Raw genomic sequence first — 14,797 nt, 5'->3', positions numbered from 1 at the left:
GGTACTTTTACGTCCAGGAGTCAATGAATTATGAGTACCATGCAATTCAAGATTTATCGCTACGATCCTGACAAGGATAACGCGCCCTACATGCAGGACATCTCGATCGAGGTTGATCCTGCCATCGACCGCAAACTGCTCGATGTGCTGACCAAGCTCAAGGCCAAGGATGATTCGCTTTCGTACCGCCGTTCTTGTCGTGAGGGGATTTGCGGTTCCGACGCGATGAACATCAACGGCAAGAATGGCCTGGCCTGTCTGACCGAGATCAGCGAGCTCAAACAGCCGGTTGTCTTGCGCCCGTTGCCGGGTCTTCCGGTCATTCGTGACCTGATCGTCGATATGACGCAGTTCTTCAAGCAATATCACTCGATCAAGCCCTACCTGATCAACGACTCGCCGCCGCCGGACCGCGAACGTCTGCAGACACCAGAGGATCGTGAAGAACTCAATGGTCTTTACGAGTGCATTCTCTGCGCCTGCTGCTCGACATCGTGCCCATCGTTCTGGTGGAACCCGGATAAATTTGTCGGTCCGGCCGGCCTGCTGAACGCCTATCGCTTCATTGCCGATACGCGCGATGAAGCAACGAATGCGCGGCTTGACGATCTTGAAGATCCGTATCGCCTGTTCCGCTGCCACAGCATCATGAACTGTGTCGAGGTCTGTCCCAAGGGGCTGAATCCGACTCAGGCCATCGGCAAGATCAAGGAAATGATGGTCAGGCGGGCGATTTGATGGAGGCTGGCGCGGAATTGAACCGTCTGCGCTGGCGTTGTACGCGCCGCGCCATGCTGGAGATGGACATACTGCTGGGAAGCTTTCTCGACAAGCATTACGCAGGCTTGACTCCGGAACAGGCGGCGGTGTTTGTCGCGCTGGCCGATATGGAAGATCTTGAGCTCTGGCCTTTGATTACGGGCAAGCGCGAGTGTGAAAATTCGGTGCAAGCCGAAGTCGTGACCATGTTGCGTAACGTCAAAGTGAAGTAAAGTGTTGGTTCTGTCCCGACAGCGGGGCTTTTCGTTGATCAAGTGACTTCAAAAACCTGAACCGGAGATTGTGATGACCACCGAACGCAAGGCAACCCTGACTATCGAGGGACAGGATCCCATCGATTTTCCGATCATGACGCCGGTTATCGGCAACGACTGTATTGACATTCGAAGCCTGGGTGCCAAGGCCGGGATGTTCACCTACGACTCCGGGTTTTTGTCCACCGCCGCGTGCTGCTCGAAAATCACCTTTATTGACGGTGACAAGGGCGAACTGCTGTATCGCGGCTATCCGATCCAGCAACTGGCAGAGAAGTGCAACTTTCTCGATGTGGCTTACCTGCTCAAGCACAGCGAACTGCCAAACGCCAAGCAGAAAAAAGATTTCGAAGCGACCATCAAGCAGCACACCATGCTGCATGAGCAAATGGTCAAGTTTTACCAGGGCTTCCGTCGCGACTCCCATCCGATGGCCGTTCTGGTCGGTGTTGTCGGCGCCTTGTCGGCGTTCTATCACGAAGCGGAGGATTTCTCCGACGCCGAGCACCGCAACATCAGCTTCAACCGGATAGTGGCCAAGCTGCCGACGATTATTGCCTGCGCCTACAAGTACCATACCGGCCAGCCCTTCATGTATCCGCGCAATGATCTGGACTATACCGCCAACTTCATGCACATGATGTTCGCTACGCCGTGTGAGGAATACAAGCCCAATCCGGTTCTGGTGCATGCGCTCGACACCATCTTCACCCTGCATGCCGATCACGAGCAGAACGCCTCGACCTCGACCGTACGTCTGGCCGGGTCCTCGGGTGCCAATCCGTATGCCTGCGTTTCGGCGGGAATCGGTTGTCTGTGGGGTCCGGCGCACGGCGGCGCGAACGAGGCCTGCCTCAAGATGCTTGAAGAGATCGGTGATGTATCGCGCGTTCCCGAGTTCATCAAGCGTGCCAAGGACAAGGACGATCCCTTCAAGCTCATGGGCTTTGGCCACCGCGTCTACAAGAACTTCGATCCGCGCGCTACCTTGATGCGCAAGGTCTGCGCCGACGTTCTGAAGGAGCAGGGCCTGCAGAACGACCGCCTGTTCAAGCTGGCCATGGAACTGGAAAAAATCGCACTGGAAGACGAATACTTCATCGAGAAGAAGCTCTATCCGAACGTCGATTTCTACTCGGGTATCGTACAGAAGGCCATTGGCATTCCGACCTCGATGTTCACCTGCATCTTCGCGCTGGCGCGCACGGTTGGCTGGATGGTGCAGTGGGAGGAGATGATTGCCGATCCGGAATACAAGATCGGTCGCCCGCGTCAACTTTATATCGGAACGCCTGCACGCGACGTTCCGCCGCTTGACAGGCGCTAGGAAAAAAGAAGGCAGCGCTGATTTCCGCTGTCTTCTTTTTTGGCCGGCAGGTGTCAAAGCTGGCCTACTTCTCGGTAGAATGCCCCAGAATCCTTGACCACAGGTAACTGCCATGATGAATCAGTTGTTCGGAACCTCTTTGTTGTTCGGCGGCAATGCCCCCTTCGTGGAAGAACTCTACGAAAACTATCTCGATAATCCCGCCTCTGTTTCTGGCGAGTGGCGTGACTACTTCGACAAGCTGGCGCAACTGCCCGGCACGGTAGCCCGCGATGTTCCGCATCTGCCGGTAGTCAACGCCTTTGCCGAACAGGCAAAGAAAGGCGGCTATCGCGCTGCTGCATCGATGCCGGTGGATGACAAGAAACAGGTCAGCGTTCTACAAATGGTCAGTGCCTACCGCACGCTCGGAGCGCGCTGGGCCAATCTTGATCCGCTCAAGCGGCAGACAAGACCGGTACTCCAGGAACTGGAACCTTCTTTCTACGGCCTGACCGATGCCGATATCAACACCCCGTTCAACGCCGGTTCGTTCAAGGGCGTAGCCGAGCGGGCCACCTTTGGCCAGATTCTCGATGCGCTCAAGGAGACCTATTGCAGCCTGATTGCTGTCGAGTACATGTACATCGACAACATTGCGGAAAAGCGCTGGCTGCAGGCACGCTTCGAGCCGATTCGCGGCAAGGGCACCTACACCCCGGCCCAGAAACTCCGATTTCTTGAGCGCCTGACCGCTGCTGAAACGCTTGAACGCTATTTGCATACCCGCTACGTTGGCCAGAAACGGTTTTCGCTCGAGGGCGGCGAGTCACTGATTGTTGCACTGGACGAGTTGATTCGTACAGCAGGGAGCGTTGGTGTCGATGACATCGTCGTCGGCATGGCGCACCGTGGACGGCTCAACGTATTGGTCAATACGCTGGGCAAGGAACCAGCGATGCTGTTCGACGAGTTCGAAGGCAAAAAGGCGCAGGATCTGACCTCCGGTGACGTCAAGTACCACCTCGGCTACTCGTCCGACGTTTCGACTCCCGGCGGCCCCTGCCACCTGACGCTGGCTTTCAATCCCTCGCACCTTGAAATCGTTAACCCGGTGGTCGCCGGTGCCGTTTATGCCCGCCAGTGCCGTCGTGGTAGTAAAGGACGCGATCAGGTTGTGGCGGTGCTGATTCACGGCGACGCCGCCGTCGCCGGTCAGGGCGTCAACCAGGAAATGCTCAATTTCTCGCAGACCCGCGGCTATGGTACGGGTGGCACGGTACACATCGTTGTCAATAACCAGATCGGATTCACCACCTCCGATCCGCGTGACTTGCGCTCGACGATCTACTGTACGGACATCTTCAAGATGGCCAATGCGCCGATCTTCCACGTCAATGGCGATGATCCAGAAGCCGTGGCTCTGGTGACCCGTCTGGCCGTCGAGTTCAGGCATGAATTCAAGAAGGATGTGGTCATTGATATCGTGTGTTTCCGCAAGCTTGGCCACAACGAGCAGGACGAGCCCATGGTCACGCAGCCGCTGATGTACAAGCGCATATCCGCGCATCCGGGTACACGCCAGCTCTACGCCAACAAACTGGTCGCCGAAGGGGTGCTGCCGGGCGATGGGCCAGAGGATATGATCCAGAGTTACCGTGACCATCTGGATCGCGGGGAGTTGTTGTACAACCCGGTGATTTCCGGCCACACCCATCCGATGACAATCGACTGGGCGCCGTACCTGCCGACGAAATACATCGAGATCTGTGATACCACCGTACCCGCAAAGGAAATCAAGCGGCTGTCAGACCGGCTGGCGACGGTTCCCGAGAGCTTCACGCTGCACAGCCGCGTCAAGAAAATCATCGACGACCGTCGCCTGATGGGGCAGGGCAGTGTTCCCTTCGACTGGGGCATGGCCGAAAACCTTGCCTATGCTTCCTTGCTGGTTTCCGGCTATGGCGTTCGCATTTCCGGTGAGGACGTCGGTCGCAGCACCTTCTTTCACCGTCACGCTGCGCTGCACGATCAGAAACGCGAGTCGTGGGACGAAGGCGCCTATTATCCGCTGGCCAACCTGCAGGAAAAACAGGCGCACTTCCAGTGCTTTGATTCCGTACTCTCCGAAGAAGCGGTGCTGGCCTTTGAATATGGCTATTCAACATCGAACCCTTTCGAACTCGTGATCTGGGAAGCCCAGTTCGGCGACTTCCTCAATGGCGCTCAAGTCGTCGTCGATCAGTTCATCGCATCGGGCGAAGCGAAATGGGGCCGTGCCTGCGGTCTCGTGCTGTTTCTGCCGCATGGGTATGAAGGTCAGGGGCCGGAACACTCCTCGGCACGCATCGAACGCTTCATGCAGTTGTGCGCCGAGATGAACATGGAAGTCTGCCAGCCCTCGACGCCGGCGCAGGTTTTCCACATGTTGCGCCGGCAGGCCATACGCAAGCAACGCAAGCCGTTGATCGTGTTCACGCCCAAATCGCTTTTGCGCCACAAGGACGCCGTCTCGACCATGGACGAACTGACCAAGGGCGAGTTCAAGCGCGTGATCGGTGAAGTCGATCCGATCGATGCCAAGAAAGTCAAACGCGTAATTTTCTGTTCCGGCAAGGTTTATTACGATCTTATTGCAGCACGCCGCGAGAAGAACATCTCGACGATCGCGATTGCCCGACTTGAGCAGCTCTATCCCTTCCCGCAGGAATCGTTTGTCGCCGAACTCTCGAAGTATCCGAAGGCCACCGAGATCGTCTGGTGTCAGGAAGAACCGCGTAACCAGGGTGCCTGGTACTGGATTGCCTCGCGCCAGCATCTTGATCGCTCGTTCAACAGCAAACAGCATCTGTTGCTGGTGTCGCGTCCGGCGTCTCCTTCCCCGGCGGCGGGCTATTACAGCAAACACAATGCACAGCAAAAAGCACTGATCGAGTCCGCACTGGGCGAAATCGAACAATATAAATATGCTTGAATCGGAGTGAACATGATCATCGACGTCAAAGTTCCGCAGCTATCAGAGTCCGTCGCCGAAGCGACCCTTGTGACCTGGCACAAGCAGGTCGGTGAAGCCGTAGCGAGAGACGAGAACCTGATCGATATCGAGACCGACAAGGTCGTTCTTGAGCTACCGGCCTCCGCGAGCGGCGTGCTGGCAGAAATCATCAAGCAGAATGGCGACACGGTCGTGGCCGGTGAACTGATTGCCCGAATCGATACCGAGGGCACGGCTACGGTAGCGTCGTCCGCGTCGCCGGCCAAGGCCGCGCCTGCCGCACCGCCTGCTGCACCGCCCGCGCCCGCCGCCAGCCCGGCATCGAGGCCGGCTGCCGGAGCGCCGGGCGCCGGCGTGGCGATGCCGGCCGCGCGCAAGATTCTCGACGAAAAAGGGGTCGCCGCTGCAGATGTGGCCGGTAGCGGTCGCGGCGGTCGCGTGACCAAGGAAGACGCACTGGCGGCAAAGGCCAAAGCAGCTACAACGCCAGCGCCTGGAACGCCGCCTCCTGCACCTTCTTCTGTAAAGTCGGCCGTTACCCTGGCGCCCGCGCCGAGCGTAACGCTCGCGCTGGGTGATCGTCCGGAGCAGCGTGTGCCGATGTCGCGTCTGCGCGCGCGAGTCGCCGAGCGGCTGGTTCAGTCGCAATCGACCAACGCCATCCTGACCACCTTCAACGAGGTCAACATGGCTCCGGTCATGGCCTTGCGCAAGCAGTATGGCGACAAGTTCGAAAAGGCGCACGGTGTCCGTCTCGGCTTCATGGGCTTCTTCGTCAAGGCCGCCGTTGCTGCCCTGCAGAAGTTCCCGATCATCAACGCCTCGGTTGACGGCACCGATATTGTCTATCACGGCTACATCGACATCGGTATTGCCGTCGGCAGCCCGCGCGGTCTGGTGGTACCGATCCTGCGCGATGCCGACCAGATGAGCATTGCCGACATCGAGAAGACCATTGGCGATTTTGGCCAGAAAGCTAAGGACGGCAAGCTGTCGATGGAAGACCTGACCGGCGGCACCTTCTCGATATCGAACGGCGGCATTTTCGGTTCGATGCTGTCGACGCCGATCATCAACCCGCCGCAATCGGCGATTCTCGGCATTCATGCCACCAAGGATCGGGCGGTCGTCGAAAACGGTCAGGTGGTTGTTCGTCCGATCAACTATCTCGCCATGTCCTATGACCACCGCATCATCGACGGGCGCGAAGCGGTACTCGGTCTGGTCGCCATGAAGGAAGCGCTGGAAGACCCGGCCCGCCTGCTGCTGGGCGTCTAGGACGCAGTGAGGAGGCAGGAGCAGGGAGTGAAGTGAATATTCTCCGCTCCCGATTCTTCCTCCTTGATTCGAACAATCCGTGAGCGGGTAACCGATCGATGATTTTGCTCCTTACCCCTCACTCTTCACTCCTCACGGTGTAACCATGTCAAAAAATTTTGATGTTCTCGTGATCGGCGGCGGCCCCGGCGGCTATGTGGCGGCCATCCGTGCTGCCCAGCTCGGCTTCAATGTAGCCTGCTGTGAATCCAATGCCTACGCTGACCCGAAGGGCGAGCCACGCCTCGGCGGCACCTGCCTGAACGTCGGCTGCATTCCCTCGAAGGCGCTGCTGCACACCTCGCACCTGTTTGCCGAAGCCGGGCACAGCTTTGCAACGCAGGGCATCTCGGTGGGAACGCCAAAAATCGACGTGCCGACGATGATCGGGCGCAAGAACACCATCGTCAATCAGCTCACCAGCGGCATCAAGGGTCTGTTCAAGAAGAACAAGGTCACCCTGCTCAATGGCCACGGTTCCTTTGTCGCGCAAAGCGAAGGCGGCTGGCAGGTCAAGGTCGGTGAAGAACTTGTAGACGCCACCCAGGTCATCATCGCTACCGGCTCCAGCGCACGTCACCTGCCAGGCATTACGGTCGACAACAAGATCATCTGCGACAACGTCGGTGCGCTCGACATGGAGGCCGTTCCGAAGAAGCTCGCGCTCATCGGGGCCGGCGTGATCGGCCTGGAGATGGGCAGCGTCTGGAGCCGTCTCGGCTCCGAAGTCACCATTCTCGAAGCCCTGCCCGATTTCCTATCGGTGACCGACATCGATGTCGCCAAGGAAGCCGCCAAGGTGTTTGCCAGGCAGGGTCTGAACATCCAGCTCGGTGTGCAGATCGGCGAAGTCAAGGCCTCGAAGAAGGGCGTTTCCATTGCCTATACCGACAAGGACGGCAAGGCTCAGAAGATCGACGCCGATCGCCTGATCGTCTCCGTCGGGCGCATCCCCAACACCGAGGGTCTGAACGCCGAAGCCGTCGGCCTCAGGCTTGACGAGCGAGGCCGCATCGATGTCGACGGGCACTGCCGTACCAACCTGGCGGGCGTATGGGCAGTCGGCGATGTCGTCTCCGGCCCGATGCTCGCGCACAAGGCCATGGAAGAGGGCGTCATGGTCGCCGAGATGATGGCCGGGCAGTCGGGTCATTGCAATTTCGACACCATTCCGTGGGTCATCTACACCAGCCCGGAGATCGCCTGGGTCGGCCAGACCGAACAGCAGCTCAAGGCCGCTGGCGTCGCCTACAAGACCGGCAAGATTCCCTTTGCCGCCAATGGCCGTGCGCTCGGCATGGGCGATACCAGCGGCTTCGTCAAGATGCTGGCCGACGCCAAAACCGACCGCATCCTCGGCGTACACATCATCAGCGCCAATGCCTCCGAACTGATTTCCGAAGCCGTGGTGGCGATGGAATTTGGCGCCGCCAGCGAAGACCTCGCGCGTATCTGCCACGCCCACCCGACACTGTCGGAAGTGGTGCACGAAGCCGCCCTGGCCTGCGATAAACGTCCGCTGCACTTCTAGACGGTGAGGTTAGGGTCACTAAGGGCGGGGTGCCGGGCAACTCGCCTTTTATTACTCTTGGGAAATATTTCAGGTCAGTTCAGAAACAGTAAAGAGGTAGATATTCCTGAATTCAATTCGATGCTGAACCCATTGGCACTGAATAGGTTTTTTTGCCGATAGCCCATCGACCGCCGGAGGAATATGGAACGCTTCGCGGATCTGCAATGAACGACATTTTCATTAGCTATTCCCACGAGGATATTGAGCGCGTTCGCGCCCTGGTGGCCATTCTGGAAGCCAACCACCTGTCGGTATGGTGGGATCGGACGATTCCGGCCGGCAAGAGCTACCGGCAATTGATCGAAAGCGCCATCACCGACGCCCGTTGCGTGGTCGTACTCTGGACCCGCCATTCCATCGCTTCAAAATGGGTCCATGAGGAAGCGGATGAAGGCCTGCGACGCGAAATCCTGGTTCCCGTCCTGCTCGACGATGTCGCACCGCCTCTGGGTTTCCGGAGCATTCAGGCAGCCAACCTGACCCACTGGCACGATGGAGCCGAAGACCCGGCAATCCGGCGGTTGCTTGACGACATTGCCAATGTGCTTCCCGTCAAAACGTCTGCCCTTGATGCCTCTACTGTGAGCCCGCCCCCCGGAGCGCGGACTGAACCTCAGGTTACCGATTCACGAGCCGCGGGCACAACTGCCACCGCTCGCCGAACCGGCTGGACCCCCAAGCGTCTGGCCCTTGCTGTCGGCGGCGCCCTGACGGCCATCTGGATCATCAGCAAACTGGCCGGCCCCGATTCGGCATCTACTCAGCACGAGACAGCGCAAACCGACTCGAAGGTCGTCGCCGAGGCCCCATCGGCGCTAAAGCCGGAGCACGCATCGCCTCCCCATGAGGACGTCAAGCTTGTGGTAGTCGAGCCGCCGCCCGCCGATTATTTTGTCTTGCCGACCATTGGTCGTCAGCCCGATACGCCGTTGCGCCTCTTGAAGATTTCTGAAGCGCCGAACCAGATCACCGACGACGCCGACTGGTGGGTCGGCAACGGACTCGAAAGGCCGACCTACGAGGTCCCCAATCCCTTCCGGCAACTTGCCGGCAATCTGCCGGCATCGGTACCGACCACTCTGAACGGCCTGATGGTCGTCAAGGTCATTCGTGGTGAACCGCTGTTCGCCATCTATGGTGCCAATTTTTCCGAAGGGCGCTACCTGCTGGCTATTGACCCTAAGACCGGCAAGCAGCTATTCGCCTTCGATTTCTCGCTCTACGAGTGGCCGCAGGACTTCGAGCGCAAGGACAAACAGTTCATCCAGATGTCGACCAACTGGGCCCAACTGGAGGGCAACATCATCTACGTCGCTCACAGCCATTCGACCTACGCCCGATCGTCCAAGGGGTACAACGCCTACATAACGGCCATCCGCGTGCCGGAGAACCGGATACTGTGGCGCAGCCAGCCCCTTGTCTGCAATGCCCGTAACTTTTTAATTCGGGAAGACGCCATCATCTGCGGCTATGGATTCACAGGCGAGCCGGATTTTCTTTACGTACTCAACAAGGCAGACGGCCGGGTGGTGCAGCGGGTGCCTGTGAAGAGCGGTCCAGACGACCTGGTACTCCGTGCCGACAGGTTGTACGTGCGAACCTACAACACCGACTATGTCTTCGGGTTCGTCACAGCCGGCGAGACCAAGCGCTAGGGCGTGTTCACAGAAAGCGTGGCAATCGGAGGCCTTTGGATCAAATCCATCAAGGCAACTCATGCAAAAGGACACCATCTCTGAGGACACGCACAATATTCCCGCAGGCCATCAATTCCTGAAGATGTGCCATTGCCTTCTGCAGGGGCAGAAAGTTGGCTTCCGATATCTCAATGGCGCACATACCCCTTTTCGTGAATCGCATAAGCGCCAGGATTTCACTGCGCTCTTCGGCGTCCGGATACGGATTTGTGATCATATGGACGGAGCGATTGGTTTGGGCCCTCTGTGTACTGGCAGTCATGATTGTGTCCGGTGCTATAAGGTTGGCGGGATGGGAAGAGAAAATAAGTGCAAAGGAATTACGACGCAAGCCACGTTATGCAACAGAATGTATCTGTTTGTACTCTTGGAAGTTCCTCCTGATTTAAAGGTGTTTCCTGTAACCAAGCGCATCCCGACGCCTCCTGGGAGCGCGGTGCTAACGAAAACACAGGAAAAACAGTGCATCGATTCCGACACGATGCACCGGCGATAGCAGCTTGTTGGCCGACAAAAAATCTTCAACGGTTTTGATATAGTTCGGTAGACAGTTCTTGATACGCTGGATCACCAACAGAGAGACACGAGATGGAGCAAGGCGTCATTGACTTACCAAAGCGCAAACGTTTTGCTCTAAAGCGGTATTTTTCTCTGGCCAGCCTTCTGTGTACGATCCTCATTGCGCTGCTGCTGGGCTGGAGCTACCAGTACCTTGCCCTCAGCGACCTCAAGAACCTTGCCGAGGGGCGCAATAATGCACTGACCAAGGCATTTGCCAACGCACTCTGGCCGAAATTCTCGGGGCTCATAGACGAGCATGGCAGCGCCACCGCTGATACGTTGCGTGCAATGGCCAACCATTCGCGCCTTTACGATCTGGTCGCCCAGCACATGAAGGGAACGGACGTCGTGAAGGTCAAGATTTATGCCTTGAACGGCGTCACGGTATTTTCCAGCGATCCGGCGCAGACTGGTGAAGACAAGAGCGGCAATCCGGGTTTCCTGGCCGCGAAGAAGGGCAATGCGGCGAGTACCCTGATTCACCGTGACACGATGGACAGTTTCGAGGGTAGCGTCAGCGATCTCGACGTCATTGCCTCTTACCTGCCAGTTCGCGACGAGCAAAAGACAATCGTCGGGGTCATCGAGATTTACAGCGACGTCACCGCCTTCGTTTCCCACCTTGAAAAAACGCGGCTCATCGTCTTCGCTATCGTCTTCATTCTGCTGGCTTTACTCTATGGTCTGCTCTATTTTCTGGTGGCTCGTGCCCAGAGGATCATTGACCGCCAGGCCTCACTGCTCGAGGTATCGTTGAACAACATCGAGCAGGCGAACCGCAACCTCGATGAGCGAGTCCAGCAACGCACGCAATTGCTAAACGAATCGAACCGAAACCTGCTAACGGAAATCGAAGTTAGGCGCTCAGCCGAAAAACAGCTCAAATTGGCCGCAGAAGTTTTCAACAATGCAACCGAGGGCATTACGATTGCCGATGCCGATGAACGGATTCTCGCCATCAATGATGCATTCACGCGAATCACCGGTTACACGAGCGATGAAATTGTCGGCCAGACGTCGCGCATACTTGCTTCCGGGCGCCAGAACAAGGCCTTCTACGAGGCGATGTGGGACGCGCTGAAAGCCGACGCGCACTGGCAGGGAGAAATATGGAACCGGCGAAAAAACGGCGAAATTTTCCCGGAATGGTTGAGTATCACCGCCATCCGCGATGAGTCGGGCATCACCTCCCACTATGTCGCGGTATTCTCCGACCTGACCCAGCGCAAGGCGGCGGATGAAAAGATCGACCACCTTGCGTTCTATGACCAGTTGACTGGCCTGCCAAACCGGCGGCTGCTCATCGATCGGCTGGGACAGGCGCTGGCGAGACGATCGCGCCATCAACGCGAAGGTGCCTTGCTGTTCATTGACCTCGACAACTTCAAGTCGGTCAACGACACACTCGGCCACGACACAGGCGATTTGCTGCTGCAGCAAGTCGCTCAACGTCTGATCGGTTGCGTACGCGAAGGCGACACCGTGGCTCGCCTTGGTGGCGACGAATTCGTGGTGATGCTCAATGATCTGAGCGCCAGCGCCGAGAACGCCGCGGCCCAGACAGAAACTGTCGGTGAAAAGATTCTTGCCACCCTAAACCAAACCTACCAACTCGCCGAATACTCGCGAAACTGCACGGCCAGCATTGGCATTGCCCTGTTTGCCGACAGTCATGAACTCGTCGAGGAACTGCTGCACCGCGCCGATCTGGCGATGTACCGGGCCAAGGCGGCAGGTCGCAACACCCTGCGCTTCTTCGATCCGCAGATGCAGGCCGTGGTTACCGCGCGTGCCGCCATCGAGCTTGATCTGCACCGGGCGATCGCCGAACGGCAATTCCTGTTGTTCTACCAGGCCCAGGTTGACTCAACCGGCCGGGTTTTCGGTGCCGAAGTATTGATACGCTGGCAGCACCCCGAGCGTGGCCTCGTCTTTCCCGGTGAATTCATTTCCCTCGCCGAAGACACCGGATTGATTCTTCCGATTGGCCAGTGGGTGCTGGAAACGGCCTGCAGGCAATTGGCCGCCTGGTCGTACCGCCCGCCGCTGGACGATCTCACGATTTCGGTCAATGTCAGCGCCCGCCAGTTGCACAGCAAGAATTTTGTCGATCGGGTCGTGACTCTCCTCGCGCAAACCGGAGCTGATCCACGTCGACTCAAACTCGAACTGACCGAGAGTCTGCTGGTGGATGACGTCGAGGATGTCATTGTCAAAATGAACGCACTCAAGGAGAAAGGGGTTGGTTTTTCCCTCGACGACTTTGGCACAGGCTACTCATCGCTGTCTTATCTGAAACGCCTGCCGCTCGATCAATTAAAGATCGACCAGAGCTTCATCAGGGGAATCCCCGACGACCCCGATGATGCCGCCATTGCGCAAATGATCGTCGTTCTCGCTGAGACCATGGGTCTGCTGGTAATTGCCGAAGGGGTTGAAAACGATGCGCAACGCGGCTTTCTCGCGCACCAGGGCTGCCATGCCTACCAAGGTTATCTTTTTGGCCGACCGGTGCCGGTCGAGGACTTCGAGACGTTCGCGCAGCGGTGACGCAAACTTAGCTGCCACTTTTAGTTGGCGGTTTTGAGTTGAATGGTATCTGACTGGTCGTGGAACTTCATTCGAAGCGCTTGTGTGGAAAGGATGATGGCAATGCGTTGGGCAGTTTTGAGTGCTGAGGAGGGTGCCGTGCCGTTAGTAGTGAGCAGAGAAGGTATGAGGAGCCACAAGAACCTTGGTGTTCGATCAGCCGCTTTGAGCGGCCCATCAATTAAGGCCCCCGGCTTTGCCGGGGGAATGTTACCTCGGAATATCGGAGCTCCTGGGACATTCACCGTGAAGGTGGCTTTTCATCTGATCGGCGTTGTTGAGATGACCCGATGCGTTTGCTACTCGTCCCAAGCTTAAGTGGAATTCGGTATTCGGCGTGAGTTTATTGATTGTCACAACACAAAATCATTTCGCTGTTTTGAATTTGCCAAATCCTGAGGCTGCCTGATGGTTCGCAATGACTTCCAGAACACAGACTGAATCCACGGCGCATGCTGACCTGGATACGGCATGGACGGTGGCCAGTATTCAAAGGGATTTCGTCGATTGGCGTAAGGGCCGGCCCCGCTATGCAGTCTGGGCCATTGATCTCGACATCCCGAAGCTGTGCGCGGCTAGCTTACGTGTGCGTCAACATCTGGAGCGCTATCTCCTGCCTCACTATGGCCGCAAGCCGCATATTACCGTGTGCATCTGCGGATTCCCCGGTTCCGCTGACGGTCTCGATGATGACTACACACCGGCCCTATTCAAATCGCACATCGCATCCCTGGAATCTGCTCGACTACGCCCATTTTCGCTCGCCATCGGCAGGCCGGAAACGTTCACCACCGCCGCTTACTTCACTGTGCACGACCAGGAGGCCGGCATCGCGCGGATTCGGCAAGCGTTAGGGAGTGACGGGCCGGGCGAGAAGGATTCCACCTATGTCCCGCACGTGACCTTTGGCCTCTATCGTGAGCAGTTTCCCGTGGCTGAAGTGCTGCAGCGCATGCAATCTTGCCCCGACCTGATGAGTGCCCATGTTGAGGTTGGAAAACTTGTCTTGATGACCTACGAAGCCTCGGTAATCACCGGCCCCCTGACCGCTGTTTGTGAGTTCAATTTCGAGCGCCAGGCCTTGCGGGTACTTGATGAGAATGCGATGGACGTAATGCTGCGGTAAGCAAAATACTTCCGTCGACGGCCAGCCCATCATGGTCTGGTCGAATGGTTAAGCACAGAGCAATTTATGTGGACTTGCGCAACCCTGCGATATGAACGGCGGGATCGTGTTCTGCCGTGATTTTTTGGATCAGGCACGGGTCGGGGTCGTCTATTTTTTGATGTTGAAAAAATCCGAAGCATTGGTAAAAATCTCCGCTCGAAACGAGCAGAAGGACCAAGCCAAACGCTTGTTGGGCTGTTAAGCTATTACTGACGAAAATGATCGACAGTAATCGACCCATTTTAAATGCCATATCGCCCAAGAAAGCAATCGACGCAAAAGAGCCAAGTATTTCGGAGAATGGGATGATTTTAGCAAGTGGTGGTGCCGGATTTATCGTTTCAAATTTTGAGTTTGACTGGCTGGAAAAATCAGACGAAGAGGTTGTCAGCTTTGACGAGCTCGTCTGCATCCCCTCTGGAACTCGGCAGAGGATCAAATGCGTTTAGCCAATGAAGAACAGTCAGCCATCAGCGATGCCATTTATCAGGCGGATGCCGACGCGTTGATTTACCTGTTTGGCTCGCGCGTGGACGATACCGCCAAAGGGGGCGATA

General features: G+C 57.2%; 10 protein-coding genes. 9 read left to right on the top strand and 1 reads right to left on the bottom strand.

All coding sequences use genetic code 11. The features are described from left to right. Positions 1-30: 30 nt before the first annotated feature. The 9 genes from JNM42_RS04290 to JNM42_RS04250 all read left to right on the top strand — a co-directional run bounded on the left by JNM42_RS04290 (position 31) and on the right by JNM42_RS04250 (position 14,198). Entirely contained in the window at positions 31-738 is a 708-nt protein-coding gene (locus JNM42_RS04290; RefSeq protein WP_294266698.1) for a succinate dehydrogenase iron-sulfur subunit, read from the top strand. After that, a complete protein-coding gene (locus tag JNM42_RS04285; protein WP_294266695.1) occupies positions 738-992 on the top strand; it encodes a succinate dehydrogenase assembly factor 2 in 255 nt (84 codons plus the stop codon). Before JNM42_RS04290 ends, JNM42_RS04285 begins: the two co-directional genes overlap by 1 nt. A 73-nt stretch (positions 993-1,065) precedes the next feature. Continuing rightward, complete coding sequence (gene gltA, locus JNM42_RS04280) at positions 1,066-2,361, top strand: citrate synthase (RefSeq protein WP_294266692.1); 1,296 nt, start codon at positions 1,066-1,068, stop codon at positions 2,359-2,361. A gap of 112 nt (positions 2,362-2,473) precedes the next feature. After that, the gene (locus JNM42_RS04275) at positions 2,474-5,314 is read left to right on the top strand and encodes a 2-oxoglutarate dehydrogenase E1 component (protein ID WP_294266688.1); all 2,841 of its coding nucleotides are present in this window, start codon (positions 2,474-2,476) and stop codon (positions 5,312-5,314) included. A 12-nt stretch (positions 5,315-5,326) separates the two neighbouring features. Then, positions 5,327-6,613 carry a 2-oxoglutarate dehydrogenase complex dihydrolipoyllysine-residue succinyltransferase gene (odhB, locus tag JNM42_RS04270; protein ID WP_294266685.1) on the top strand — a complete coding sequence of 429 codons (1,287 nt, stop codon included), beginning with the start codon at positions 5,327-5,329 and terminating at the stop codon, positions 6,611-6,613. Positions 6,614-6,758: 145 nt separating this feature from the next. Further along, the gene (lpdA, locus tag JNM42_RS04265) at positions 6,759-8,183 is read left to right on the top strand and encodes a dihydrolipoyl dehydrogenase (protein ID WP_294266680.1); all 1,425 of its coding nucleotides are present in this window, start codon (positions 6,759-6,761) and stop codon (positions 8,181-8,183) included. Positions 8,184-8,389: 206 nt separating this feature from the next. Further along, entirely contained in the window at positions 8,390-9,880 is a 1,491-nt protein-coding gene (locus JNM42_RS04260; RefSeq protein WP_294266676.1) for a toll/interleukin-1 receptor domain-containing protein, read from the top strand. A 630-nt stretch (positions 9,881-10,510) separates the two neighbouring features. Beyond that, a complete protein-coding gene (locus tag JNM42_RS04255; protein ID WP_294266673.1) occupies positions 10,511-13,033 on the top strand; it encodes an EAL domain-containing protein in 2,523 nt (840 codons plus the stop codon). A gap of 457 nt (positions 13,034-13,490) precedes the next feature. Beyond that, positions 13,491-14,198: a 2'-5' RNA ligase family protein gene (locus JNM42_RS04250; RefSeq protein ID WP_294266671.1), complete on the top strand. Its 708-nt coding sequence runs from the start codon at positions 13,491-13,493 to the stop codon at positions 14,196-14,198. Between the two features lie 64 nt (positions 14,199-14,262). On the opposite strand, the gene JNM42_RS04245 is transcribed toward JNM42_RS04250, so the two are convergent. Further along, positions 14,263-14,652 carry a hypothetical protein gene (locus JNM42_RS04245; protein WP_294266901.1) on the bottom strand — a complete coding sequence of 130 codons (390 nt, stop codon included), beginning with the start codon at positions 14,650-14,652 and terminating at the stop codon, positions 14,263-14,265. Positions 14,653-14,797 lie beyond the last annotated feature (145 nt).

Origin of the sequence: Propionivibrio sp., assembly GCF_016790145.1 — a bacterium.
Classification (GTDB): domain Bacteria; phylum Pseudomonadota; class Gammaproteobacteria; order Burkholderiales; family Rhodocyclaceae; genus Propionivibrio.
This window is presented reverse-complemented; position numbering and strand designations above follow the sequence as displayed.